The 26,285-nt window shown below is 65.5% G+C and carries 24 protein-coding genes and 2 pseudogenes; 5 read left to right on the plus strand and 21 right to left on the minus strand.

All coding sequences use genetic code 11. The annotated features are described in order from the left end of the window. Positions 1 to 7: 7 nt before the first annotated feature. The 8 genes from GYB83_RS09645 to GYB83_RS09680 form a co-directional block, all read right to left on the minus strand. Positions 8 to 439, minus strand: coding sequence for an organic hydroperoxide resistance protein (locus tag GYB83_RS09645; RefSeq protein ID WP_161895274.1), 432 nt, complete (start codon positions 437 to 439; stop codon positions 8 to 10). Positions 440 to 493: 54 nt separating this feature from the next. Then, a complete protein-coding gene (locus GYB83_RS09650; RefSeq protein ID WP_161895275.1) occupies positions 494 to 1,144 on the minus strand; it encodes a hypothetical protein in 651 nt (216 codons plus the stop codon). Positions 1,145 to 1,168: 24 nt separating this feature from the next. Then, entirely contained in the window at positions 1,169 to 2,581 is a 1,413-nt protein-coding gene (locus GYB83_RS09655) for a hypothetical protein (protein WP_161895276.1), read from the minus strand. A gap of 171 nt (positions 2,582 to 2,752) precedes the next feature. Further along, positions 2,753 to 4,009, minus strand: a complete 1,257-nt coding sequence (locus GYB83_RS09660) for a lipase family protein (protein WP_161895277.1) — start codon at positions 4,007 to 4,009, stop codon at positions 2,753 to 2,755. Between the two features lie 69 nt (positions 4,010 to 4,078). After that, entirely contained in the window at positions 4,079 to 5,281 is a 1,203-nt protein-coding gene (locus GYB83_RS09665; RefSeq protein WP_161895278.1) for a tetratricopeptide repeat protein, read from the minus strand. After that, entirely contained in the window at positions 5,278 to 6,501 is a 1,224-nt protein-coding gene (locus tag GYB83_RS09670) for an ATP-binding protein (RefSeq protein ID WP_161895279.1), read from the minus strand. The genes GYB83_RS09665 and GYB83_RS09670 overlap by 4 nt, the downstream gene beginning before the upstream one ends. Before the next feature lie 27 nt (positions 6,502 to 6,528). After that, positions 6,529 to 7,554, minus strand: a complete 1,026-nt coding sequence (locus GYB83_RS09675; protein ID WP_161895280.1) for an aspartate-semialdehyde dehydrogenase — start codon at positions 7,552 to 7,554, stop codon at positions 6,529 to 6,531. Between the two features lie 2 nt (positions 7,555 to 7,556). Further along, positions 7,557 to 8,822 carry an aspartate kinase gene (locus GYB83_RS09680; protein WP_161895281.1) on the minus strand — a complete coding sequence of 422 codons (1,266 nt, stop codon included), beginning with the start codon at positions 8,820 to 8,822 and terminating at the stop codon, positions 7,557 to 7,559. 147 nt (positions 8,823 to 8,969) lie between these two features. On the opposite strand from GYB83_RS09680, the gene GYB83_RS09685 reads away from it, so the two are divergent. From GYB83_RS09685 to GYB83_RS09695, 3 genes are all read left to right on the plus strand, one after another. After that, positions 8,970 to 10,142, plus strand: coding sequence for a hypothetical protein (locus tag GYB83_RS09685; RefSeq protein WP_161895282.1), 1,173 nt, complete (start codon positions 8,970 to 8,972; stop codon positions 10,140 to 10,142). A gap of 94 nt (positions 10,143 to 10,236) precedes the next feature. Next, positions 10,237 to 10,977 (plus strand): FadR/GntR family transcriptional regulator, encoded by a 741-nt coding sequence (locus tag GYB83_RS09690; protein WP_161895283.1) that lies wholly within the window; start codon positions 10,237 to 10,239, stop codon positions 10,975 to 10,977. A gap of 13 nt (positions 10,978 to 10,990) precedes the next feature. Next, entirely contained in the window at positions 10,991 to 11,659 is a 669-nt protein-coding gene (locus tag GYB83_RS09695) for a cache domain-containing protein (RefSeq protein ID WP_161895284.1), read from the plus strand. A gap of 930 nt (positions 11,660 to 12,589) precedes the next feature. Here the strand turns inward: GYB83_RS09695 and GYB83_RS09700 are convergent. The 4 genes from GYB83_RS09700 to GYB83_RS09715 all read right to left on the minus strand — a co-directional run bounded on the left by GYB83_RS09700 (position 12,590) and on the right by GYB83_RS09715 (position 15,298). Then, positions 12,590 to 12,799 (minus strand): HNH endonuclease signature motif containing protein, encoded by a 210-nt coding sequence (locus GYB83_RS09700; RefSeq protein ID WP_228461350.1) that lies wholly within the window; start codon positions 12,797 to 12,799, stop codon positions 12,590 to 12,592. A gap of 54 nt (positions 12,800 to 12,853) precedes the next feature. Continuing rightward, the gene (locus GYB83_RS09705) at positions 12,854 to 13,411 is read right to left on the minus strand and encodes a hypothetical protein (protein WP_161895285.1); all 558 of its coding nucleotides are present in this window, start codon (positions 13,409 to 13,411) and stop codon (positions 12,854 to 12,856) included. Next, the gene (locus GYB83_RS09710) at positions 13,408 to 13,923 is read right to left on the minus strand and encodes a hypothetical protein (RefSeq protein WP_161895286.1); all 516 of its coding nucleotides are present in this window, start codon (positions 13,921 to 13,923) and stop codon (positions 13,408 to 13,410) included. Before GYB83_RS09710 ends, GYB83_RS09705 begins: the two co-directional genes overlap by 4 nt. Before the next feature lie 61 nt (positions 13,924 to 13,984). Continuing rightward, complete coding sequence (locus GYB83_RS09715) at positions 13,985 to 15,298, minus strand: ISL3 family transposase (RefSeq protein ID WP_161893848.1); 1,314 nt, start codon at positions 15,296 to 15,298, stop codon at positions 13,985 to 13,987. A gap of 387 nt (positions 15,299 to 15,685) precedes the next feature. On the opposite strand from GYB83_RS09715, the pseudogene GYB83_RS09720 reads away from it, so the two are divergent. Continuing rightward, positions 15,686 to 15,865: pseudogene (locus GYB83_RS09720) on the plus strand (transposase); the annotation flags it as partial. Between the two features lie 418 nt (positions 15,866 to 16,283). On the opposite strand, the gene GYB83_RS09725 reads toward GYB83_RS09720, so the two are convergent. The 8 genes and pseudogenes from GYB83_RS09725 to GYB83_RS09755 all read right to left on the minus strand — a co-directional run bounded on the left by GYB83_RS09725 (position 16,284) and on the right by GYB83_RS09755 (position 23,978). Next, positions 16,284 to 17,978 (minus strand): hypothetical protein, encoded by a 1,695-nt coding sequence (locus tag GYB83_RS09725; protein WP_161895287.1) that lies wholly within the window; start codon positions 17,976 to 17,978, stop codon positions 16,284 to 16,286. 658 nt (positions 17,979 to 18,636) lie between these two features. Then, entirely contained in the window at positions 18,637 to 18,954 is a 318-nt protein-coding gene (locus GYB83_RS09730) for a hypothetical protein (protein ID WP_228461352.1), read from the minus strand. A 39-nt stretch (positions 18,955 to 18,993) separates the two neighbouring features. Further along, positions 18,994 to 19,176 (minus strand): MspA family porin, encoded by a 183-nt coding sequence (locus tag GYB83_RS23850; protein WP_267130322.1) that lies wholly within the window; start codon positions 19,174 to 19,176, stop codon positions 18,994 to 18,996. Positions 19,177 to 19,258: 82 nt separating this feature from the next. Then, a pseudogene (locus GYB83_RS23855) lies at positions 19,259 to 19,612 on the minus strand (MspA family porin); the annotation flags it as partial. 327 nt (positions 19,613 to 19,939) lie between these two features. Beyond that, positions 19,940 to 20,740 (minus strand): ABC transporter permease, encoded by an 801-nt coding sequence (locus GYB83_RS09740; protein WP_161895290.1) that lies wholly within the window; start codon positions 20,738 to 20,740, stop codon positions 19,940 to 19,942. A gap of 16 nt (positions 20,741 to 20,756) precedes the next feature. Beyond that, on the minus strand, positions 20,757 to 21,653 hold the full coding sequence (locus GYB83_RS09745; protein WP_161895291.1) for an ABC transporter permease: 897 nt from the start codon (positions 21,651 to 21,653) through the stop codon (positions 20,757 to 20,759). A gap of 94 nt (positions 21,654 to 21,747) precedes the next feature. After that, positions 21,748 to 22,926 carry an ABC transporter substrate-binding protein gene (locus tag GYB83_RS09750; protein WP_161895292.1) on the minus strand — a complete coding sequence of 393 codons (1,179 nt, stop codon included), beginning with the start codon at positions 22,924 to 22,926 and terminating at the stop codon, positions 21,748 to 21,750. A 32-nt stretch (positions 22,927 to 22,958) separates the two neighbouring features. After that, positions 22,959 to 23,978 (minus strand): ABC transporter ATP-binding protein, encoded by a 1,020-nt coding sequence (locus GYB83_RS09755; protein ID WP_161895293.1) that lies wholly within the window; start codon positions 23,976 to 23,978, stop codon positions 22,959 to 22,961. 203 nt (positions 23,979 to 24,181) lie between these two features. Between GYB83_RS09755 and GYB83_RS09760 the strand changes: the two genes are divergently transcribed. Further along, positions 24,182 to 25,669 carry an MFS transporter gene (locus GYB83_RS09760; RefSeq protein ID WP_161895294.1) on the plus strand — a complete coding sequence of 496 codons (1,488 nt, stop codon included), beginning with the start codon at positions 24,182 to 24,184 and terminating at the stop codon, positions 25,667 to 25,669. A gap of 54 nt (positions 25,670 to 25,723) precedes the next feature. On the opposite strand, the gene GYB83_RS09765 is transcribed toward GYB83_RS09760, so the two are convergent. Next, positions 25,724 to 26,149 (minus strand): hypothetical protein, encoded by a 426-nt coding sequence (locus tag GYB83_RS09765; RefSeq protein WP_161895295.1) that lies wholly within the window; start codon positions 26,147 to 26,149, stop codon positions 25,724 to 25,726. Between the last annotated feature and the right edge of the window lie 136 nt (positions 26,150 to 26,285).

Below are 26,285 nucleotides of genomic sequence, written 5' to 3' on the forward strand. Positions count from 1 at the left end.
ACGGACGTCACACGCGCGACGTGACGGTGCTCACGATGTTGCCGCGGGTGGCCTTGGAGTAGGGGCAGAATCCGTGGGCCGCGAGGGCGATCTCGTTCGCCTGTGCGGTCTCGGCTCCGGGCAGGTAGACGTCGATGTCCGCGGTGAGACCGAAGCCGCCGTCGACGTCGTCCTTGCCGATGCCGACGGTCACGCGGACCTCCGTGCCCTCGGGCACGGCGACTCCCGCGTTCTTGGCGACGAGACGGAGTGCTCCCATGAAACACGCCGCCCAGCCCGCGGAGAACAGCTCCTCCGGGTTGCTGCCGTCGCCACTGCCGCCCATCTCGACCGGCGGGGCGAGAGTCAGGTCGATACGACCCGAATCGGAGACGACCTCACCGTCGCGGCCGCCGCCACGGGAAGTCGACGAAACTCGGTACACGGGGGTCACTGTCATCTTGTCTCCTCAGTTCGTTCGCCGCACACGGGCGCGCACGGGCCGTAACCCAACCTACCCGCCCTTCGCGACGCGCATGGGCCGCACGCGCATCGACGCCGGGAGCCACTGGCCGACGCTGCGACGCATCGTCATGAGGATCGAACCGATGAGGAACGCGAACTGCACCCACGCCGTGGCCCACACCCACCGCGGCGACCCGTCGTAGTTGAAGAGCAGGTCGGCGCACACCGGGACGAACAGCAGCAGGACGACGACCGTGGACATGTACACGTTCCGCAGGTTGCGGCTGTGCTTGCTCGCGATCCCGACGAGCATCGGCCACGTCAACGCCATCAGCACCGGGATCCCGATGAGGAATGCCGTCGGCCAGAACGACGCCAACGACCGCGCCTTCTCGTCGGGGTCGACGTCGGGGACCCGCTCCATCCCGGGCCGGAGCCGCTCGGCGAGCATCGACGTGATGTGGTCGAGGTTGGCGAACCCGTAGACCACCCACACGAGGCAGGCGACGCCCGCGATGAGCCAGGCGATGCGCGCGTCGCGGATCAGGGCGCGAGGCGGCTCACCCGGGTCGACCGGCCGCGACGGATAGCGGTCACGCTGGTCGGCGTCCTTGGACTTGCGGGCGATCTCCGCCATGTCCTCGGCGTCGAGTTCGGCTTGCGTCGGAATGCGATCCGGCTCGCCGTCGGGCTCTGTCATGGATCGATCGTCGCACAGACCGCGTCAGGAACCGATCTTCAGCATTCGGGTGATCGTCGCCTGCCACAGGACGCCGCCCGGACCGATCATGCCGGTGAGCTGCATCGGCTCGTCGACGGGCGCGTCCCCGACCTTGCGGGTGACGACACGCTTCCCGGTGGCGAAGCTGATGCCGACGTAGTCGACGGGTCCGAGTTCTTGCGGGCCCGGACGGTACGGGCCGTAGGCGAGGCCGTGGATGAGGCCGTCGGCGCGCGAGAGCCGCGGCAGCGTCGCCATGCGATCGGTGCGGGTCTCCCACACTCGCTTGCACTTCCCGTCGACGACGTCGATGCGTGTCATGCCGCCGCGGAACGGGGCGGATGCGGGTCTGCTCGGACCGCTGACCGCCATCGGCGGATAGACGAAACCGTACGTGCTGGGGATGACAAGACTGTCGCCCCACGCCATCGGCGAGTTCTCGGTGCCCTGCGGGCTCGTCGAGAACGCACGCAGCGAGCAGACGGGTGCGCCGGTGTCGCTGTCGAGCACCCACAGCTTCGGGATCTTCGCGTTGTCGACGATGGCGACCCAGCCGTCTCCGTTCGGCCCGAAGTAGGTGGGCGTGGTCCCCGAACCCCAGGTCAGCTGGCCGGGACGCCGGGCGTCACCGCGGTCGTAGGCGCGACGCCAGACTGTCCGCGGCACCCCGTCCGCGCCCGCCCGCATCTCGTAGAGCGCGTGGGTGGTCAGGATCGAGACACCCGACCGGCGGACGCTCAGACCGTTGCCTAGGTCTTCGCCCTTCGGCAGGTGCATGGAGCTCACGCGACCCTTCGCGTCGACGGTCCCGACCACTCCGTGGGTGGTCGCGAACCAGACGCGTCCCTGGAAGTCGGGCGCGAGACCGGTCACGCGGTCGGCGCCGAGATGCTTGCGGATGTCGACGCGACGGTCGACGGACAGTCGCCAGCCCTTCGACGTCCGGTGGTGCCCGACGTGCAGGATCGCCCCGCTTCCGTCGGCGACGACGACGCGGTTCTTCTCGTCGAGGTACCCGTAGACGCCTCCGAGGAGGCCGCCCTTCGTCAACGGGAGGGTGGCGATCACCGCGGCCGTCTTCGGGTCGAACATCGTGACGACCGGCGTCGCGACCTGCGGCGGACTGCCCGCGACGTAGGCCGTGCACAGCGAGACCGGATAGCCGTCGGTCCCGATGAAGACGGCCGCGCACACCCCGCCCGGCGTACTGGAGGCCAGGACTCTGGCGCCCTTGCCGGGACCGCGCAGGCCGGTGCTGTCGGTGGACGCGCCGTCGCCGTGCATCATCGACGTCCAGTCGGTGGCGACGCCGGGCGGGGTTCCCCCGTCCGGTGCGGCGTTCGCCGCGGGGGCGACGGCGCTCAGACAGACGGCGATCGCCGCGAGGACCGACGCGGCACGAGTGAAACGCTTCATTCGATCAGTTGATCATGTTCGATGTGCGAAGGTCACGGATTCACCTCATGGTGAGCCGAAGTCGGCACGACCTTCCCGCCGCCTGCCCCGAAGATCGGTGAGAACAACGACGTCCGGCGGCAATATGCCGCCGGACGTCGCCGATCAGACCGATTTCAGGAGCGCGAACCGTCAGCTGTTGAACTCCGAGAGGAGGAAACTCGTCGCGGGGAGGAGCTTGAACACCATCGGGAGTGCGTGATTGACGACGAGGCCGGGGAAGATCGGCGGGGTGTAGTCGCGTTCGAGGGTCACGTCGGCGCCCTGCGCCTTCCAGTCGCGGTACAGCTGCACGACCTGATCGGTCGGGATGACGTCGTCGTTGATGCCGGTGGAGATCAGGACCGGAGCGTTCGGCTTGAGCCGGCCGATGCGCTGGTCGTCGAGCATCCGCTGGATCTCCGGGTAACGCTTGATGACCGAGGCGAGCGACTCGCCCGTGCGCGTCCACTGGTTTGAGCGCTGGAAACCGAAGCTCAGGCCAGTGTCGCCGATGCACTGGGTGGCGACGTCGTGCAGGACACGCTTGCCCTGTGCATTCGTCTCCTTCTTCAGGATCGGCCCGAGCGCAGGGTAGCGGGCGTCGAGCCCGTTGATCGCGTAGCCGATGGCTCCCGCGATGAAGGTGCCGTCGATCTTGGTGATGACCTTCGACAGGTCTGCGGGCGGTGCGCCGGCGTAGGAGGCCTTGACGTTGAGGTCGGACGCGTAGGTCGACGCGAGTTCGGCCGCGGCCGCCGCTGCGCCGCCGCCCTGCGAGTAGCCGCTGAATCCGACGGGCGCGTCGGCCGGAGCCTTCGAGACCTTGAGTGCGGCGCGCGCGGCGTCGAGCATGGCGTGGCCGGTCTCGAGGCGGTTCACGTAGGTGTGGATGCCGGGAGTGCCGAGGCCGATGTAGTCGGTGATGACCACGCGGACGCCGTTGAGCAGCATCAGGTTCATCTCGAGCGCGGTGTAGTTGACCGCGATGCTCGGCTTGGACGGGTCGATCGCGAGGGGGAAGCTCATGAGCTTCGATCCGGCGCACTGGTCACCCTGGCCGACGGTGCCCGGTCCGATGACGACGGTCGGGCGGACGCCCTTGCCCTTCCACGGCGCGGTCGGCTCGACGAAGGTTCCGGTGACGGCCGTCGGCTTGCCGTTCTGCAGCGTCGACGTGTACATCAGACGCGTCGCGGTGCCGGGCCACTGGTTCTTGACGCCCGGGATCTGCAGGAGCAGCGGGCTGGGCTCGGTGCGGATCACCGAGCCGGGAGTGGCGTCGAACGACGCGGGCGGCGCGTAGAAGTTGCGCGCCGCGTCAGCGGGCGCAGCAGTGGTGGACACGAGCCCCGCGGCGGCCACGACCGCTACGAGACTTGCTGAGACTATTCCCCGAAAATTTCTCATGGGAGCATTGTAGTGCACAATTCCAAAAATGTGTAACGCGCACCACGGTCAATACGATAAGCCGGGACGTCAGCGCTCGTTCAGAAGCGATTTACCACCGCTGAGCAGGCCGAACAATAGAGGGAGCACCGCGAACCCCGCCGCGATCGGAGGCCCGACGACGGCTGCGGTCAACAGGACGAAGCTCACGGCGCACAGTGCGATCCGCAGAACGGGCCAGAAACCCACGATCGACTCCCGAACCGCGGACCACCCGCTGCGGGGCACCGCGGCCAACGTCGATCCGACGAACACCGCGATCACGACCAGTACGAGGAGCCCGCCGCCCCGCGCCCAGAGCGGCAGAGTTCGATCGACTACCGTCCGGCGACCGTCTGTGGGTTCGAAGCCCGCTCGATCGGCGACGGTGAACGCCGCCGGAGCCACCGGATGGGTGGGGAACGTGAGATCCGGTACGAGAGTCGGCCTCGGCGGCAGAGTCGGAGGGGTCAGCAGTTCGGTCGGCACCCTGATCGTCGGCACGGGGGCGGGCTCGGACACCACCTCGTCCGCCGACATGATCAGGCCGACTGCCAGCGCGAACAGGATCACCTGAACGGTGAGGATCAGTCGGACGAAGATGAAGGCGAGGATGCCGACGGCCTGAGCACCGGACTGCGGAAACTGCGACGCCGCCGCGAACACCGCCCGGATCGCGCGTCGGAAGCGCAAGCCGCGAGCTTCCAGCATCGCCAAGAAGTACATGTTCTGCCAGACGCCGGGCTCGTCCGCCACGTACTGGCGCATGTCGCGCCGAGCGGCCGCGAACCGCTTCGACTCCCGGTGGATCAACGCGCGGACCCGGAGCAGATCGGGTTCTTCGGGCGACAGCGCTCCCGCTTGGTCGACGAGCCGCATCGCGCCGGCGGGATCGTCTGACTTGATCGTCTCGGCCAACGTCAGGATCACCTCGGCGTTGTCGGGCTCGAGCCGGAGTGCGGTTTCGGCGGCGTGCCGCGCCGACATCGTCGCACCCGCCCATGTGCATGCCTGGGCGTACATGGTCAGGCCTTCGACCCACTCCGGTTCGGCCGCGACCACCATGTGCAGCGTCGCCTGCGCCTGCTGGTATTCGCCTGCGCGGAACTGGATCAGGCCGAGCACGTAGATCGCCCGCACACTGCCCGGCTCCATGCTCAGCGCGAGAAGACACTGCTCGCGGGCCCGATCGAGGTAGGACAGTCGAAGGTATTCGACGGCGCGATCGATGATGTCGTCTGCGGTCGGGGTCACCGTCGCCCGCGCATGAACTTGGCGAGTTCGTCGAAGCTGCCGTCTGAGTTGGCGAACTGCAGCACCGATCTGGCCGTGTCGAACCATGCGCCCGCACTGCTTCGGACCTGAGACAACGCGGATCCGACTTCACGCATCGTCACCGGCTCGACACGTCCCGACGCGAGCGACGCGCTCATCGCGTACTGAGTCGCCAGGTTGCAGACGTGCATGAGGTCGGCTCCGGTCAGACCGTCGGTCCGCCGCGCCAGATCGATGAGGTCCACGCCCACGACCGGACGGTCCCGCAGGTGATACGTCAGTATCGACACCCGGGCGTCGAGATCGGGCGGGGTCACCAGGATCATCCGGTCGAACCGTCCCGGCCGACGCAGCGCGACGTCGACGTCCCACGGGTGATTGGTCGCGCCGAGGATGTAGACGCCGTCGTTCGCCGTCGTGCCCGAGTCCATCTCGACGAGAAGCTGATTGACGACGGTCCGCAATCCGTCACCCCGCAGCGCCCCGCGCCGGTGACCGAGCGCATCCAACTCGTCGAAGAACAGGACGCAGGGCGCGTTGCGTCGCGCGGTCGCGAAGATCGCGGCGAGTGCTTCTTCCGATTCGCCGAGGTGACTGTGCAGGACGTCGGAGATCCCGACCCGGTAGAACTTGGCTCCGAGTTCGCCCGCAACCGCCGTCGCGAGGAACGACTTTCCGCATCCGGGAGGCCCGTACAGGAGCAGCCCGCCGCGGGCGGAGGTTCGGAAGGCCTGCGCGAGCGCCGGATTCCGAAGCGGCGCGAACAACGTCAAGTCGAGTTGACGTTTCACGTCGTTCATTCCGCCGACGTCGGCGAGCCGGACGCCGACGGTCTCCAGGCCGTCGACGTCGTCCTCGGCGATGGGGACCGGCGACGCAGAGGCGAATGCTTCGACGAACTCCGAACCGTCGATCTGGTCCTCGGCCGCCGACCAGTCGAATCCGTCGGCCACGGGCGGAGCCTCGGTCGCGGGCGGGTTCTGGACTCCTGCCAAGGCGTCGGTGCACCGGCGGAGGAGCCCGACGAGCCGGGGGTCGCCGGGGGCGAGGGCGAGTCCGGCGCCGCAGTGCTCGAGGGCTTCCGCGGCACGTCCCCGCTCGACGAGCAGTTCCACAAGGTGCACGCGCAGGTCGACGACGTCGGGCTGTGCGCGCACCGCGGCGGCGATCGCCGCGATCACCGGGTCGGGCTCGGCCATTGTCTCCCCTGCCCCCAGACGATCCGGTTAGACCAGCAGCTCGGCGATCTGAACCGTGTTGAGCGCGGCGCCCTTGCGCAGGTTGTCGCCCGAGACGAACAGCGCGAGAGCCTTGCCGTCCGGGGCTCCCGGATCCTGACGGATGCGCCCGACGAGCGAGACGTCGCCGCCCGCCGCGTCGAGCGGAGTCGGGACGTCGGCGAGCTGGACGCCTGCCGCGTCGGCGAGGATCGCGCGCGCCTCGTCGGGGGTGATCGCCTCGTCGAACTCGGCGTTGATCGAGAGCGAGTGGCCGGTGAACACGGGCACGCGCACACAGGTGCCGCTGACAAGCAGGTCGGGCAGCCCGAGGATCTTGCGCGACTCGTTGCGCAGCTTCTGGTCCTCGTCGGTCTCGCCCGAACCGTCGTCGACGATCGACCCGGCGAGCGCGATCACGTTGAACGCGATCGGCGCGACGTACTTGTCGGGCTCGCCGAGGTCGACGGCCTTGCCGTCGTGGACGAGCTTCTCGGCCTCGTCGACGCCCTTGCGTACCTGTCCCGCGAGTTCGGCGACACCGGCAAGGCCGCTGCCGGAGACGGCCTGGTAGCTGGAGATCACCAGACGACGCAGCCCCTTCGCGTCGTGCAGCGGCTTGAGGACCGGCATCGCGGCCATCGTGGTGCAGTTCGGGTTCGCGATGATGCCCTTGGGCGGGTTCTGGGCGAGTTCGCCGTTCACCTCGGAGACGATCAGCGGGACGTCCTCGTCCTTGCGCCACGCCGACGAGTTGTCGATGACGGTGACGCCCGCCGCGGCGAAGCGCGGGGCCTGGACGCGCGACATGGTGGCGCCCGCCGAGAAGAGCGCGATGTCGAGCCCGGTCGGGTCGGCGGTCTCGGCGTCTTCGACGACGATCTCACCGTCGCCCCACGGCAGGGTGGTGCCCGCCGAACGCGACGACGCGAAGAACCTGATCTCGTCGACCGGGAAGTTGCGCTGCGCGAGGATCTCGCGCATGACGGCTCCGACCTGACCGGTCGCGCCGACGACTCCGACTTTGAGACCCATGACTATCGACCCGTTCCCGCGTAGACGACGGCTTCTTCGTCGGCGCCGAGTTCGAACGCGTCGTGCAGCACCTTGACAGCCCGGTCGAGGTCCTTCTCGCGGACCAGCACCGAGATGCGGATCTCCGAGGTGGAGATCAGTTCGATGTTGATGCCCGCGTCGCTGAGCGACTCGCAGAAGGTCGCGGTGACGCCGGGGTGGCTCTTCATTCCCGCGCCGACCAGCGAGACCTTGCCGATCTTGTCGTCGTAGAGGACCTCGGCGAAGTCGAGCTCGGCTTTGAGCGCACCGAGCTTCTCGACGGCCAGCGGCCCGAGTTCCTTCGGCAGGGTGAACGTGATGTCGGTCTTGCCGGTGTCGATCTTCGACACGCCCTGCAGGACCATGTCGATGTTGATCTCGGCGTCGGCGACGGCACGGAACACCTTGGCCGCGTAGCCCGGCTTGTCCTCGAGTCCGACGACGGTCACCTGGGCTTCGCTGCGGTCGTGCGCAACACCGGTGAGAATGGCTTCTTCCACGGGAATGTCCTCCATCGAGCCGGACACGATGGTGCCCGTGTTGGTCGAGTACGACGAGCGCACATGAACGGGAACGTTGTAGCGGCGCGCGTATTCCACGCACCGGAGCATCAGGACCTTGGCGCCGCATGCCGCCATCTCGAGCATCTCCTCGAAGGAGATGGCGTCGAGACGACGAGCGTTGGGGACGATGCGCGGGTCGGACGTGTAGATGCCGTCGACGTCCGTGTAGATCTCGCAGACGTCGGCTTCGAGCGCCGCGGCCAGTGCGACGGCGGTGGTGTCCGAGCCTCCGCGGCCGAGGGTCGTGACGTCTTTCGTGTCCTGCGAGACGCCCTGGAAACCGGCGACGAGCACGATGGTGCCCTCGTCGAGCGCGCTGCGGACGCGGCCGGGCGTCACATCGATGATCTTGGCCTTGCCGTGGCTGGACGTCGTGATGACGCCTGCCTGCGAGCCGGTGAACGAGCGGGCCTCTTCACCGAGCGCTTCGATCGCCATCGCGAGGAGCGCGTTGGAGATCCGCTCGCCGGACGTGAGCAGCATGTCCATCTCGCGTTGCGGCGGGTTCGGATTGACCTGTTCGGCCAGGTCGAGGAGTTCGTCGGTGGTGTCGCCCATCGCCGAGGCGACGACGACGACGTCGTTGCCCGCGCGCTTGGTCTCCACGATCCGCTCCGCGACGCGACGGATGCGTTCGGCATCCGCCACGGACGAGCCACCGTACTTCTGGACGACCAGTGCCACGTGTGCACCTTCCTCAGTATTCTCATCGAGCTGAACTCGGGGTTCGGTTCATTCGGTCAGTGGTCCACCTTACCGGCCTGCGGAGTCGTCCGTGCAGGCTGCGCGTCCCGGTGTGACCTCCGCTACGTGTCCGTAGGATCAGCGGGGATGGCTTCCCCTCTGCGCACGCTCCCGGCGACTCTCCGGGCGTCACCCACCGCCACCGCTGTCGCGGTCTATCTCACGATCCGCGCGGTCGGACTGCTGTTTCTGACCTGGTTCGGTTCGATCCACCATGTCGGCCTGCACGCGTTGCTGACCAAGTGGGACGGCAAGTGGATGCTCGACATCGCCGACTTCGGATACGACGGCGTCCCCGACACCGGTATGGACGCGAACGGGATCCACACGGCGACAACCGCATACGCGTTCTTCCCCGGCTATCCGGGTCTGGTCGGCCTGATCGCGCAGCTGCCGTTCGTGAGTCCGTTCGCGGCGGGCGTGATCGTGAATGCGGCGATCGGCTGCGCCGCCGCGGTCGGCATCGGACGTCTCGGCATGCTGTGCGCGCGCCACGTCCGCCCGGCCATGACGGAGTCGGCTGTCCGACGGTCCGGATTGATGCTGGTGGTCCTGTTCGCGGCGGCCCCGATGGGCGTCGTCCTGTCGATGACGTACACGGAGGCCCTCTTCTGCGCGCTGGCGGCGTGGGCGCTGGTGGGCGTTCTCGAACAGCGATGGCTGCTGGCCGGCTTCAGCGCCTTCGCCGTCGGTCTGGTCCGTCCCACCGGCATCGCCGTGATCGTGGTCGTGATGGCCGCGGCCACGCTGGCCCGGCACGACGGGACACGCGCATGGATCGCCGGGGCGATCGCACCGCTCGGCTACATCGGATACCTGTGCGTGGTGTGGGCCAAGACGGGTACGCCGACGGGCTGGTTCAAGATCCAGACGTCGGGTTGGGACACGCGGTTCGACGGCGGCCGCGCCACCGTGACGTTCCTGTACGACAACCTGACGTCGTCCGGCGACTTCGTGTCGCTCGCGACCTCCCTGCTGATCCTCGCGTCTCTGGTGCTGCTGGTGTGGTCCATCGTCGACCGTCCGCCGTGGCCGGTGTCGGTGTACGCCGTCCTCGTGATGGCGTCGGTACTGCTGTCGAGTGGGCTGATGCAGTCGCGGCCTCGCCTGCTGCTGCCCGCATTCGTGATCCTGTTGCCGGTCGCCATCCGGCTCGGCGGCGCGTCGCGCGCCGTCGCCGTCTCGACGGCCGTCGGCGCGACCCTCGCGTCCGCGTGGTTCGGCGCCTACATGCTCACCGTCTTCCAGTACGCCATCTGATCCGCGTTCGGCCACCGCGTCGCCGAAGCCGCAAAAGCCGCGTTCATCTCGCCGGTACACTTTCAAGGACGACACCAACCCGAGGGGGCCGACGATGACCACTGCGCCGACCCGCAGCGCGTCGGCCGTGTTCCGCCCCCTTCGTTCGGGCTCGCTCGTCGATCAGATCACCGAACGGATACTCGACGCTGCCGAATCGGGTCTACTGCAGCCCGGGCAGCGACTGCCCAATGAGGCGGAGTTCGCCGCCGCCCTGGGCGTGTCGGCGTTGACGATCCGCGAGGCACTCTCCCGTCTGCGTGCGGAGGACGTCGTCGTGACGACGCGCGGGCGGACGGGCGGCAGTTTCATCTCCCCCGCGATGGCCCCGTCCACGGTGCGGGCCGATGCACGTCTGCGCGACTTGACTCGGCTGGAGATCGCCGAGATGGGCGCACACTTCGAGGCGCTCGCCGTGGGGTGCGCGCGGGCCGCGGCTCGACGCGCAGGCGCCGCCGACATCGCGGCACTGCGGGCGATCACGGTCATCGAGCCGGACGTTGCGGACGTGTCGGTCGCATGGCGACAGGCGGAGACCGAGTTCATGGTCGAAGTCGCGGCGATCGCCCGCATCGCGCGCCTGTCGCGTGCTCTCATGTCCGTGCAGTCGGAGTACGGTGTCCTCACTCTGCTGCCGAACGAAGACCCGAAGTACCGTGACGATGTCGCCCGATTGAGGGACGATGTGACGCGGCATATCGAGTCGCACGACGAGGGCGGCGCGTCGTCGTCGATCCGTGATCTCGTCGCCGCGAACACGACGTGGCTGTTGACCAGGCGCGCCGAACTGATCTGAAGGGTGGGCCCACATGAGCCAGGCAACGGACCGTCCTACCGCGGTGACCGACATCGCCGCCGTGATGGACACCTTCCCCAGCCGCGTTCAGGAGTGGTCCACTGCTTTGGGCCGGACATTGGACGCGCACGCCGGCGCCCTCTCGGCTGCTGCGGTCGACCGGATCGTGAAGCCCGACGTGGAGGCGATGCTCGCCGAAGTCGGCGCGCACATCGCGGGCGGCGGTTTCGTCGCCGCGTCCGGACTGCTTCCGTCTGGTGGCAGTTTCATGGCGTGGTGGCAGGGCGAGTCCGTCGACCGTGTCGACGCGCTCGCCAACCTGTCGATGACTGCCGCGAACCGCTATCTGGACGCCGACTGGTACCGCGGCCCGATCTCCACGGGCCGCCTGACGATCACCGGCCCCTACATCGACCTGCTGTGCACCGACGAGTTCGCGCTCACCTACACCTGCCCGGTCCCGTGGTCGGGCGCCCCCGCGGTCGCGGGCATCGACGTGACCGTCGCCGATCTCGAGAAGGTCCTCACCCGCCCCCTCGCGAGCCTCGGTCCGCACGCCGCACTCGTCAACGCCGAAGGGCGCGCGATCGTGACCGCGTCTCCGACGGAACTCCCCGGCGACTTCGTCGACACCGACCGACCCACCTGGCCCCTCGGGTACGGCCTGTCCGTCGTCGTGTGATCTGGCGTCATCGGGTAGCCTCACGCAGAGCTATGGACAGCATTGCCACCATTGTCAGCAACGGCGTTCGTAGGTCCCGCGAACAATCCAACAAGAAATCGATCGAGCCTCGGGATTTCGTTGCTGAATTCGCCCGACCGGCCGGTTTCATAAAGAAAGGCGCTGTCGCCTGCAACAGTTGTTGTTGTGAAACATCAGTTACGACCAGGGCGAGGATCACCTATCTGGTGAATAGCTCCATAGCGGCGAGATGATCGCAGGCAAGTCACAGCAATTTACTCCGTCAGCCACTTAATGAAGTAAGTCCTCACAATTCCAGCGCCGACCTCGACCGCAAACCCTATGGCAGTTCCTACGCCCGGAAACCCCGCGGCCCCACGCGAGGGAGCATCCAGAGAACCCACTGTCACACAACGTTCTTAATTGTCTCGCATGTCGTTCCGGCGAAGAAGCAGCTCCCATTCACCGGACTCGTGATGGTCTCGGTAAACAGCAAGAAATCGGTTCAATGTTTCACCCAAACGAATCCATTCACTGCGTGGCGCGATTGAGTCATGTATAATCCATCCATCCCCCGGCGAGTACAAGAATCGATGGTCATATCCTTGCATGTCCCCGACTACCACGTCGTCGTCATGGAAGCTGTCGTCCTCGATCCACCAGTCCCTCAAGAGTGCACTTGTCTGCTCACGGCTTGTCTTCGGGTCGTAGAAGATTACCCCGTCTGACCCTTGCGAGTAGAACAAGGCTATCTCTCGCGAAACGCCCCAATGCGCACGCAATGCCGGAGGGAGTGTTCGGCCGGACCATGCATCGTCGATCTCACTTGACTGAGCGGGAGGTTCAGAGTAGGTCACTGAAACATACTGGACTCCACCGAGTTCAGTAAAATACTCCCGGGGGTAGGTGTCGACAATTTCGAGAATAGATCTAGGGTCGTATGCCAAAGTATCTGAACCAATCCGTGAATAGGTAGTGTATTTCTTTAGGCAAGGGTACTAGGTTGTTGAACTCGTTTGTACCTCCGAACTCTCGAGGGATGATGTGGTGGATCTCCCAACCTTCAAACGGCCTTCCTTGAACCAGGCGGTACCGGATATCCCCGCCGGATCCACTCTCGTATGAAGGCCTGTCCGTCATCGTGTGATCTGGGGTTATCGGACAGAAGCCTCCGCAATCAGGCGGTGACGGCACCTAACGTTCCGGCCACTGCAAATTCAGTGCGTTCAGCAGCGGAATGAACGGCGAGCCCACAAATCCAATCTCACCGACAACCGGTGCCGTGTCGCTGTCCAGATCGATCAAGGCGCCAGGATCGACATCGAACACACGCGCAGCTCGAGTCGCGGCGTCGGCTCCACGAACCTGCCTCGCGATCGAGCCCTGATCCGCTTCATACTCTTCGTCTTGCGCGTAAAGCCTGTACACCAACGACGGCCCCTCAGAGCCTAGTTTCCACACCCCGAACTGAACGCCATACTCGTCGGAGTCCTCGCACACCACTGCCCGACCTTGATCTGCGCCGGTGAAGAATTCCCGCTCGGCACGATCGGCGATCATCCCTGGAGCACTGACAGTCAGTCTCGCGCCGCCTTCCACCTCGACAATGGCTGTCCACAGTTCATCAATCGGACCCGAACCTGACATCTCTCGCCACTGCCGCGTGAGGACATCGACGATCCTCGCCCGTAGGGCGCGGGCAGACTCCTCCGACGAGAGGTCGGAAATGACGACTACCCCGTAAGTACTCACCACTGCACCTTCGCTTCCGGAACATCGATACTTGGAACCTCAGAGTCCGGAACACCGAGGGCCACCAAAGTCTGTCGCCGGTTTTCCAGAAGTAGACCGACAACGGTTGGGCGATCCCCTGCTCGAAGTGCGACCAAGACATCTGAGTAGAACGTGGCGGGGTCTGGAGCTTTCCCAGCCAGCATCGATAGCACCGAGAAGTCGGCTTCATCGAGAATTCGCACGATATCCTCGGATAGCTCGTTCGATCCACGGGAAGCACTCAACACCCTCCGCATGGTCAGCTCTTGAAACGACTGGCCCCAGAACATGGTGTCTGCCATCCCTCTCTCCGACCAGCGAACAAATGCGGCCTCTAAGCGATCCAACTGGCGAGGCGCATCACACTCCTGCAAAAAGAGCGAAGCATCCGCATATTTCGCGAATTTCGCAACAACATCCGGATCGTCACATTGATGAAACTCAGGAAGGCGCGTCGATCCACCGACAGCGAATCCACTATCGCCCGTCACCGTAGCAGGACAGTGCTTTCCCAGAAACGCAGAGTACGCGACCAATCGGGCTCTTCGGATTTCAGAGTGCGTTGATCCGTTCGGCGAGCTGACCTGAGTGCAGTAGGGACCGCAAGATGTAGTGGTCGAGGTTGCGGAAGCCTTGGGCAATTCCGCGCAGGTGTTCGAGGCGACCGTTGATCGCTTCGACGGGACCGTTGGAGACGCCGACGTCGAAGTAGGCGAGGATCTCCGCGCGTCGGTTCCAGAGTGTCCGCCCGAGTTGAGCGAGTTCTTCCAGCCCAGGCGGTAGGCCTTTCTGGATCCGTTTGAGGGCCTTCCACATCAGTTTCTTGCCCTCGCGGCGTTGCGGGTGCTCGTAGGCGGCGATGATCTGCAAGTAGATCTGGTGCGTGACCTCGACCGCGACGTGCTCATCTCGGCTGGTCAACGCCTCGAACAGCCGGACCTTCTGTTTGCCGGTCAGCAGTTCGGTCCGGGTGTGCAGGATCCGGCGCACCATGTAGAGCGGGTCACCGGCCCTGCCTCGGTGCCCGCACGTGTCCTGCTGGACTCGGGTGCGGCAGCGGTCGAGTTTCTCCCCGGCCAGACGTACAACGTGGAACGGGTCCATCACGATCCGCGCCGCCGGGAGTTCTTCGGCAGTGGCGGTCTTGTAGCCGGTGAACCCGTCCATCGCCACGACCTTCACCCGATCCCGAAACCGTTGGTCACGCCCGCCCATCCACGTCTTGAGGACCATCTTCGATCGGCCGGCGATCATATCGAGCAGACGCGCCGGCCCAGTCCCCTCAACGACGGGGGTCAGGTCGATCAGAACCGTCACCCACCCCGAATCGCCTTGCCCGCGAACGTGTTTCCACTTGTGCTCATCCACCCCGAGATGCCGTACACCGGCCAGGTGCCCGCCGTCGTAGACCAGAGCCCGAGCTGACTCGACCGCGACGGTGTTGACCGTGGCCCAGTCGATCCCGAGCTGTGCGGCGACCGCGGCGACGCTCATCTTGTCGATCGCGATGCGTTGCAGGATCCACCGCCCGGTGCGGCGGGTCATCACCGCTCGGGGCGCCGTGATCGTGGTGATGTCGGCACGAAACACCGACCTCGAACAGTCGACAGTGCTGCACACGAACCGCGGGACCGCCACATGCAGCAGCACCGGCCGCCCCGCGGCCGGGACATCAGTGAGGACCCGATCAACATGGTCACGCCGCTGACCAGCAACATCGCAGCCAGGACAGCGCGGATCAGGGTCGAGGATCTGGCAGAAGATGTGAGTCCGGTCGTCGATGTCGACGGCCGCTCCAATGATCGTGACGCCGAGTTCGACGGTTCGGCAGATCATGTCAGCAGCAGGGCACGTAGGCTCGTTCATGGGTCCTGTGGTCGTGAGGAAGATCGTTGAGGAACCTTCATTCTCACACCCAGGACCCGCCTACATGTTGTGGTCGTACGTGCTCGACCCGAACCTCATCTACGCACTCTTAGATCCGAAGAGCCACCAATCGTCCAATAGATCTCGTTTCCTCGCGATACACAAACTGCAGCGACCACGAATCCGGATACCGGACGATCATACGATCCGAACCAGACCCTACCGCCATCCAGCCCCTATCGAGTTTCGACATCGCTTCGTCAACAATTCCACTCCAGACGCCAGCTGGCATACTCATAGTTCAGATTCCTTCAATCAGAGCTTCGCGAAGCGGAAGGACATTTGGATTCGGGTAGCCGCCGCCTTCGACCAGATCGACCACGCTTACCCGGGCAGGAACTGCATCTGGTGATGGACAACTACGCCACCCACAAGAAGACCGAAGTCCGCGACTGGCTCACCGCGCACCCGAACTCCCACGTCCACCTCACGCCGACATCCGGGTCATGGCTCACCCTCGTCGAAGTATGGTTCGGGATCATCGACCGCCAAGCGATCCGCCGCGGGCGTGTTCACCTTCAAGTTCGAGAGCACAGAAGGAGACTTTTCGATTCATCAAACAAGATCGATTTCTATCGACTACAAAAACCAAGATCACCGTATGTCGCAACCGATTCTCTCGAGGGCAGCGCCTTCGGAGATTCTGCCGAATACCATGTCTGCTCCACGGTTTCAATTCGACCATTCGCAATCCACAGTATCAGTTCCCCGACCAATTCGCCCGAACCGTCCACAACAGCAATTGCAGAAGGGCAAGGTCCGTCTTTCTGCCTAACCCGACCTGACGACGGAACGTCAAGCCGCGCCATCGTGGCTGGCCCCTCATAGGTTGTCACGAGCGCCATCTGCTCCTGAATCGCAGGGTCAGGCTGTTCGCTCGCCAAGAGCATGAGCGCTTCGTGCTGTCCTACCGAAATTCTAGTCGTCATCGTATGAACACCGTTCCGATTCTCGGGATGCCGTTCACCACAGCACCTCTAATTACAACCATTTCACCGTGAATAGCACGCTCCACCTCAAATGGGCCTCTGGTTGGAAGGTCTGGACCTTGAATGCTTCGAACGATTTCGCGCATTGCGGCCTCCTCGCCTCCGCTCCGCGCGACCACGGAGTCGAGCTTGTGTTTTGGGACAAACACGTGGTCCATCTTGTCAGGCCGGAGTGCGTCGGCCAGCGTCTGTTGCTGACCAGCGTCAAGCGCGCCTGCAGCGTTACCCGGTGCCGCGGGGGCGCCCGGTCCCGAATGGAGGTGTGGATTGGGTGCGGCAGGAGCCTTCGGTGTTGGGTGGACGCCGGGGATTCCGCCGGGTGGCGGCAGCGGGTCAGGGTCTACTCCGGGGACATGCTTGGGCATCGGGACGGGGGCGGTCCCAAGCGGCGCTTGTCGCGGTTTCGGTATGGGTAGCTTCTCGGCAATCTTCGGAATTGCCTTATTGAGTCCGGGAATCTTTCCAGCAAGCTTTGAAGCGCCTTTCATGGCGAGGCCGGCGCCAGGGATCGGCATGAACCACCAGAGAGCATCAGTGAACATGCCACTATCGATCTGGTTGATGGGACGTTCCTGAAGATCCCCATCAATATCGTTCGACCAGTAGCGCCGGAAAGATCCGTCAGGATTTACTTCGGCCTTCCTACGGCCGACTACCGCGTCGTCCCTGTCCGGGTCGCGCATGATCCAATCTACGACACGCGTACCGTCTGGAAGAATTGTAACGTCGATTTTCGTTTCGAAATGGCTTTGGAAGTCACCGCTGCCCTGAGTCCACTCACCTGGTAGGAAGATCGATCCGTCCGGACGAAAGTAGGCGTCATGCCATTTTCCGTCCTCCCCGATCATTCGGCCCTTGCCGGAACCGTCGCGCGCGAACTCGCCAAACTGGATGAGGCGGCCATTCTTGTCTCGGACTTCGAGTCGGTAGCGGCCACCCTCGCGCGGAATCTTCGTCCACTTGCGGCCGTCCCGCTCCATCTCCCAGTTTTGCTGGCCGTCCTTTCGCGTCCACTCGTTACCGTCAGAGTCCTTGAACTTGGCGTCCATCAACTGAGCAGGCGGGTCCTCCTGCGCAGGCGGCACCCACGGTTGCTGCTGCTCCTGCTCTGGCGCGGGATCGTACTGCTGCGTGCCCTGCCCCTGGTCCTGCGGCGACCAATTGTCCTCCAGGACGCCCGCCCCACCGTCGCCGACTCCGAGCGCGCTCCCTGATTGCGGTCCCGGGCCGACACCCTCAGCCGGTAGGCCACTCGACGGCGCATTCGGGTCCACTGTCGGACGACCCAAGTCGTACTCGGGATCCCAATCAGGGTGATCTGGGCCCCACGGAATTTCGCTGCCCGGTGCCGCCGGGACAAGAGCAGGGTCGGCCAGGATGGGGTAGAGGGCGTTCTCTGCCGGCTCCACATGCTGAACGAGGTCGCCGTTCTCATCGACGGCGTACCACGTCTTCTGCGGACGGCCTGCCGAATCGAATGCCCACGGCCGCGCGACCTGCCCGATCGCGTTCCCGTCCTTGTCGTAGACGGTCGCCGACCCGTCCGGGTTCACCGTCGTGTGCCCGCCGTCGGGGACATCCATCCCGAACCGATACGTCGTCGGCGACGACTCATCATGAATCAACACCATCCGCGAGGGCCCGACCGTCGCCCGCGTCGAACCACCCCGCCGCAACAACCCCCGAGCCCTCGGACTCGCCGCCGCGACAGCCGCAGCACCGGCGATCGCCCACACCGGCAACGGAATCGACCCACCATCATCGCCGGACGCCGGCGACAGGAACGCCTGATCCGATGGTGACTGCTCCGACTGTCGCACCGGCACCCCCGCGGGCGCAGGGGTGCGTCCGGGCGTCTGCTCGTTGTTGGCCGGCTGGCCCGGACGGTTCGTTGTGACCGTCGCCGGAGCCGGAGTCTTTGGACCTCTCGACGCTCCGGTCCGTCCCGGGCGCTGGTCCGTAGGTTGGCCGCCGACGATAGGCGTACCGTCCCCCGTACCTGGGCCCGGACCGGCATCACCACCGATCACCGGCCCACCGCCAGGCACACCAGGAGAACCCGGAGTCGTCGGCGTCACACCCGGCATCGGCGGCGGCGTAGTCGTCGGCACACTGATACACGGCCACCCCGGCCCGTACTGCGCCCGCAACTGAGCACACAACGCATCACCATCCGCGCCACCCACACCCACCGCACCAGCAGCGAGCACCGCGATCGCGCCGACGCCACCAGCGACCGCAACCCGCACCGGCCACCGACGACGACGGTCCCCCCGCATCCTCATCGCCTCAGCCGTCCTTACCCGACCGAAGAGCGGTGATGATCGCATCGACACCGGCCCAGAACCAACGGCCACCGATCGACATCACCACGAAGAACCCGAGAAACACCCACACCTCACCAACCTGGGCACCCCACGAACCCAGATTCGACACCGTCATCGCAGCAGCGACAAGAACCCCGCACCCGAGCAGGAACAAGACGATCGTGCCCACCGGCACCGACCCGGCCGCATCGCGCGTCGCCGCCCGGTCGTCGCCAGCCGGAGAATCGACACGATCGATCTTCCGCGAATCGTCAGCAATACGTGTCGTGTTGTCTGTCAACGTCATATTGGATCCCTTCTCGTGACGGTAGGCAGGCTGCTACAGCAGGTGCGGGGAACCGTAGATGGTGAACGTGTTGTCATTGGCCGCCGTTGCCATCGAGACGCGGATGTAGGCGCGGACCGCAGGCCGTGCGCCGACACACCCGGAGATCTCGACCCGAACACCCTCCGCGCGCGTTCCCGCACGCGCACCGGCCAACGCCTTCTGACCGAACTTCACATCGACCGTGGCCCCCGTTCGCCAACGTCGTCGACACCGTCGGCATCGCCTGGACTCCGAACACCACCGCCGGCGGCCACGTGATCGACGCCTGCGCCGTCGGACCACCAGAAATTCCCACGTTCACCGATGCCATCTGCCATTGGCACGACAACTGATATCCCGAGGTCAGGACCGCCGCATCCACCGGCACAGCACCCTGACCAGTGATCTCAGCCTCGCCCCGCAAATCCAAGAACGCCTCGAACGAACCGACCCCGCGCGAAAGCGGCGGCACCGACACGATCTTCTCCGCCGACTTCGTCAACCGGACCGTCCACCCATCATCAGAACGCTTCACCACCGTCCGATCAGGAAACCGATGAACCCGATCAGCCGACGCCACACCACCACCGGCACCCACCAGCGCGGCCAATGCGGCCAGCGCCGCAACCATCCGAACTATCAACCGCACAACACAACTCCATCAGCCACGGCCAGCCACACGAACACACGACATACGATCGAATGTTCTGACCTGTTGACTGGTACCTACCTTAGTGATTTCAGCGACGATAGCAGGGCGACGCTACCTCGGCAGCCAGCAGGCGAACACGGCGCGGAAACGCTCCCGCACTGCCTAGAATTGCCGCCCATCACGTTGTGCAGGATCGCTGACCAGCGGAGCGTCGAATCCAATCGAAGAACGTCGGCAGCTGCGGAGTTGGAGATATGAAACGCTCGCGCCCGGGAACGACACCGGGCGCGAGCGAGACTGGGTGGATCAGCGGGTGGTGGACTGCTGACCGGAGAGACGCTGGGCCAGCCAGATCGGGACCACCGAGACCACGATCAAGACGACAGCCACCACGTTGACGATCGGGGCTTGGACCGGACGGAACAGGTTCTCCAGAATCCAGACGGGCAGCGTCTGCTCGCCCGACCCCAGGGTGAACGTGGTCACGATGATCTCGTCGAAGCTCAACGCGAACGACAACAGGCCGCCGGCCAGCAACGCCGACCGCAACTGCGGCAGGGTGACGTTCCAGAACGTCTGGAACACGCCAGCCCCGAGGTCGGCGGACGCCTCCTCCAGCCGCGAACTCATCTGCTGGAGTCGGGCCTGCGCATTGTTCAACACCGTCACCATGCAGAACGTGGCGTGCGCGACGATGACCGTCCACATCGACAACGGCAGACCGAGGACCGTCGTGAACAGGTTGTTCAACGCGATACCGGTGACGATGCCGGGCAGCGCGATCGGCAGGATCGCCAGCAAGTTCACCGAACTCTTGCCGAAGAACGAATACCGCTGCAGCGCCATCGCCAGCAGCGTGCCGAGCACGAGCGCGATCGCCGTCGACACGAGCGCCACCTTCACCGACACCCACACGGCGTCGAGAACGGCCTGATTCTGCGCGGCCTTGCGCCACCACTCGAGGGTGAAGCCGGTGGGCGGCCAGCCGAACGACTTGTCGGCGTTGAACGAGTTCACGAGCACCAGACCCAGCGGGACATAGATGAACGCGAGGACGATCGTCGTCAGAATCCCGAGGACCCAACGGGCGGATGCGGACAGTCTCATGACATGTTCTCCCAGCTCAGACGTTCTTCAATGCGCCAGTGCGGCGGACGAGCAGCAGGTAGGCGAACACGATGACGATCGGCACCAACGAGACCGCGGACGCGAGCGGAAGATTGTTCGCCGCACCGACGTTCGCGTAGACGACGTTGCCCAACATCTGCGTCGTCCCGCCGACGATCTGAACGGTGATGTAGTCGCCGAGCGACAGCGAGAACGTGAAGATCGTTCCCGCGATGACGGCGGGCTTGAGCAGCGGGAGGATCACCCAGCGGATGGTCGCGCCCGGTGCCGCACCGAGGTCGCCGGACGCCTCCAGCAGCGAGTTCGGGATCCGTTCGAAACCCGCATGGATCGGCAGGATCATGTACGGCAGCCAGACGTACGAGAGCGTGATGATCACGGCCGTGAGGCTGTATCCGGGACTCTCCAGGCCGAACGGCTTCCCGAGCCAGGAGAACAGGCCGCCGTCGGCGAGAATGTTGCGCCACGCGTACACCTTCACCAGGTAGCTGGCCCACAGCGGCATCAGCACGGCGGCCACCAGCAGTTTCTGCCACCGTTGCGGCGCGACCTTCGCGATGAAGAACGCGATCGGCAGCGCCAGGATCACGTCGATGACGGTCACCGCGAGCGCGACGAACAGCGTCCGCAGCGCCACCTTCTGATAGATCGACTCGGTGAGCACCGCCTTGATGTTGTCGAACGTCCACGACTGGTGGATGGCTCCGGTGAACGTGTCGACCGTCCACAGGGACGTCACCAGCAGCAGGATCAGCGCCAGCACGTAGATCAATGCGAGCCAGCCGGTCGGCAGGATCAACAGTCCGGCCAACCGCAGCCGCGGCATGCGGTTGAGCAGCGCCGACAGCGGACGTGAACGCACCGGTCCGTCCGTGCGGGAGATCGTGGTCATCGAGAAGTCCTCAATAGGGGTGGGTCGGTTGGGTGTTGCCGGTGCCGGGACGGGGCGGTGACCGCGCGGGGTGGCCGCGCGGTCACCGAACGCCTCAGCCCTTGATCTCGAGCCAGGCCTGCGTCCACTGCGCGTAGTCGATGCACTTCACGTCGGTGCGGCCATCCAGGCAGTTCGCGACCGGCGTCGTCCAGTACCAGATCTTCGACGCGTAGTCCGCGTCCCCCGAGTGGTACGTCTCGCAGTGCTTCTTGTCGGTCGTCAGGTCACACGCCTTGGGGTTGGCCGGCGACTCGCCGAAGTACTCGGCGACCTGCGCGTTCGCCTTCGGGCTGACGATGTAGTCGAGCCACTTGTAGGCGCAGTTCTTGTGCTGCGACTTCGAGCTGATCATCCACGTGTCCGACCAGCCGGTGGCGCCCTCCGACGGCAGGACCGTCGCGACCGGCGTCTTGTTCTCGAGTGCGATGTTCGCGCCGACCTGCCAGGTGGTGCCGACAACCGACGAGCCGTTGCCGAACGCCTGCACCGACTTGGTGATGTCGTTCCAGTACTCGCCGATGTTGGGGCGCTGCTCCTTCAGGAGCGAGACGGCCGCGTCGAACTGGGTCTGATCCAGTGCGTACGGGTTCTTGATGCCGAGTTCGGGCTTGTGCGCCATCAGGTACATGGCGGCGTCGGCGATGTAGATCGGCGAGTCGTACGCCGTCACCTTGCCCTTGTGCTTCGGCGCGTCCTCGAACACCGCACGCCACGACGTCGGTGCCGGCTGGACGATGTCGGTGCGGTACATCAGCAGGTTGGCGCCCCAGCCGTGCGGCACACCGTAGTTGACACCGTCGACCGTGTTCCACGGCTTGTTCTTCAGGAACGGGTAGACGTCCTTGTAGTTCGGGACGAGATCGGTGTTGATCGGCACCACTTCGCCGCCCTCGATGAGACGCAACGACGCGTCGCCCGACGCCGAGACGACGTCGTACTGGCCCGACCGCATCAACGAGAGCGCCTCGTCGGACGTGCCGAACGGCTTGAAGTCGACCTTGCAGCCGGTCTGCTCCTCGAACGGCTTGACCCAGTTGACGTTCGGATCGTTGCTTCCGTCTTCGACGTAGCCGGGCCACGCGAGGATCGACACTGTGCCCTCGCCCTGGCCGAGCGACTGCATCTTGTCGGTGGAACGACCGCTGTCGCTGTCCGTTCCACACGCGGCGACCGTCATGGACAGCACCGCGGCGGCGCCCGCTGCGGCGAGTGCCCTCTTACTGAACTTCATGGTGTTCCTTTCGATGTGGGTGCGGCTCGTGCTCACGCCGCGTTGTCGGGCAACCAGACGACGTCGGCGTCCGACCACGACACGGTCACCGTCTGTCCTGCTTCGATCCCGTCGCCGCCGTCCCGATCGAGCACCACCAGTTCGGTGCCGTCGTCGAGACGGACGGTGACGTGGGTGGACGCGCCGAGGTAGGCGACCGAGGCCACCTCGCCTGCGCTCGAGCTTCGGCCGGCCCCCGCCGGTTCGCCGAAGACGATCTGTTCCGGCCGCAACGTGAACTGGTCACTGCGGCCGTAGCGCTTCGACGCCGCGGCGGCGGTGAACAGGTTGGACGTTCCGACGAAGTCGGCGACGAACCGGCTGTTCGGCCGCGTGTACAGGCCACGCGGCGTATCGACCTGCTGCAGGGTGCCGTCGTTGAAGACGCCGACCCGATCGCTCATCGTGAGCGCCTCTTCCTGGTCGTGCGTGACGAACACGAAGGTGATGCCGACCGACCGCTGCAGTTCCTTGAGCTCCACCTGCATCTCCCGGCGCAGCTTCAGGTCGAGGGCGCCGAGCGGCTCGTCCAGCAGCAGGACGCTCGGCTCGACGACGAGCGCACGCGCGATCGCCACACGCTGACGCTGACCACCGGAGAGCTGTTCGGGCTTGCGGTCGGCGAACGATCCCAGCTGCACGCGATCGAGGGCTGCGCGGGCGCGCTCGCGACGCTCCTTGCGCCCCACCTTGCGGACGCGGAGTCCGTAGGCGACGTTGTCCAGGACGCTCATGTGCGGGAACAGCGCGTAGTCCTGGAACACCGTGTTGACGTTGCGCTCGAACGGAGCCTTGTCCGTGACGTCGTCGCCGTGCAGCTCGATGGTCCCCGAGGTGGGGAGTTCGAACCCGCCGATGAGACGCAGGACGGTGGTCTTGCCGGAGCCCGACGGGCCGAGCATCGAGAAGAACTCACCGTCGTAGATGTCGAGGTCGAGCGAGTCGACCGCGGTCATGTCGCCGAACTGTTTACGCACCTGGCGGAGTCGGACCGCCGCCTTCTGGTCTGTCATCGCCACACCTCTCGCACCTGCCGTGCATCACATCGACCATTCGTTGTGATTTGGATCATGGCTGAAAACATATAACACCAGAGGCTTTATGAAAAGAGTTAGAGAAGAAGTTCCTGAGGAAGTACCCTGAATTCGGTCGTTCACCTGCCGATTCGCAGGACGCCGCCTCCCCCGTCTCCCGCGATCCGGAAGAGAAGCCCCGCATGTCCGCGCCCGCCATCGGCCAGACCGCATCACGTCGAACGTGGTTCGGCCTGATCGTCCTGCAACTCCCCGTGCTGCTCGTCTCGATGGACTTCTCGGTCCTCTACCTGGCGATCCCCACGATCATCGATTCACTCGGACCGTCCGCCACCCAGCAGCTCTGGATCCTGGACATCTACGGCTTCATGATCGCGGGCCTGCTGATCACGATGGGCAACATCGGCGACCGCATCGGACGACGTCGCATCCTCCTCGCCGGGGCCGCCGTGTTCGGAGTCGCGTCGGTGATGGCGGCGTTCGCGCCGAGTGCCGGATTCCTCATCGCGGCACGCGCCCTCATGGGCATCGGCGGCGCGACCCTCATGCCTGCCAGCCTGTCGCTGATCGCCAACATGTTCCCGCAGCCTCGCCAGCGGGCCAGGGCGATCGGCGTGTGGACTGCCGCGTTCGCGGGCGGCGCCGCCATCGGCCCGGTGATCGGCGGCGCGCTCCTGCACCACTACTGGTGGGGCGTCGTGTTCCTGATCAACGTGCCGGTCCTGGCCGTGCTGTTCCTGGCCGCGCCGTACCTGCTCCCCGAATTCCGCGCCGACCACACGGAACCGTTCGACTTCATCGGCGTCGCACTGTCCCTGCTCGGCATCCTCCCCGCCGTCTACGCGGTCAAGGCGCTCGCCGCCGAGGGCGTGTCGGCGGGCGCGATCGGCGCCGGAGCGTTCGGCGTCGTCATGCTCGTCGCGTTCCTCTGGCACGAGAAGCGGACGCCGTCACCGCTGCTCGACCTGCAACTGTTCACCAACGCCACGTTCAGCGCGTCCCTGTCGATCGCACTCGTCGGCATGATGACGCAAGGCGGTCTGGCCTACCTCACCAACCTGTATCTGCAGTCGGTCCTCGGCTTCGATGTGCTGGACGCCGCGCTGGCGGGCATTCCGATGGCGGTGACGGTGGCGTTCTTCTCCATCTACGCCGACCGTCTCACTCGGAAGATCGGCGTCCGACTCACCCTGGCCGCGTCGGTCCTGATCGCCGCGGCCGCCACCCTCGGCATGGTCGCACTGACGCAGACCAGCAGCCTGTGGGTGTTCCTCGTGCTCACCGCCATCGCAGGCATCGGCTTCGGCATCCAGTTCTCGCTGGTCACCGACGTCATCGTCGGGTCCGCGCCGCCGGAGAAGTCGGGCGCGGCGTCGGGCATCTCGGAGACGAGCTTCGAACTCGGCACGGCACTCGGCCTCGCGCTGCTCGGTTCGCTGGCGACCGCCGTGTTCCTCTCGAAGGACGACGGCCACGGGTTCGCCGACTCCCTCGGCGAGACGTTGAAGGAGCACGGCGACGTGGGAGCGGTGGCCGACGCCGCCCGGGCCGCCTTCGTCGACGGCCTGCACGCCGCGGCCATCGCGGGCGGCGTCTTGCTGACCATCCTCGCCGTGGTCGTGATGGCCGTGATGCGCGGGTCCGTCCGACCGGAGCACTCCGCGCACTGACATCGAACGACGACGGCCGCCGAGCGTGTCGGCGGCCGTCGTCGTGGTTGGCGGTCAGTAGCGGCTGCAGGTGGCCTCCGCCTTGGCGATCGCGGCGCGGATCGCCTTGCGCTCGGCCTTCTGTGCGGCCGTCGGCTTCTTGTGGGCGTCCGGCTTCTTCTTGTGTTGGCCCTTGTGTTCACCCTTGTGAGCGCCCGGCTTGTGATGCTCGGCGCGGATGACGTGCTCTTCGAAGCGACGCTTGGCCTTCGGGTTGGTCTCGAGCTTATGCCAGAGCGCGGGATCCTCCTTGGCGAGCGCCTTCTCGACCTGCGCGAGAGTGCAGTCGGTCCCCGGGACCTTCGTCGACGGCGCGGGCGCGTGCTTGACGGTGTTCGGCGCGGCCGACGCGGCCCCGGCCACCGGACCGGCGAACAGCATGGCGGTGGCGCCCGCGGCGATGGCCGCGCCACCTGCCACGCGTGTGAAGAGTCGGTTCATGTGGAGTTCCTTTCGAGCCGGACGTCGAACGGTCTCGTCCGACGTCGACCGAAGGTAGAGATCGGAAACCTGTGTGTCGCTGCCGTTCTCCGTACAGGTTCCTGTCAATCCTGTGAACTCCGCACCGGTCGCAACA

It is taken from the genome of Gordonia spumicola (assembly GCF_009932475.1).
GTDB lineage: Bacteria > Actinomycetota > Actinomycetes > Mycobacteriales > Mycobacteriaceae > Gordonia > Gordonia spumicola.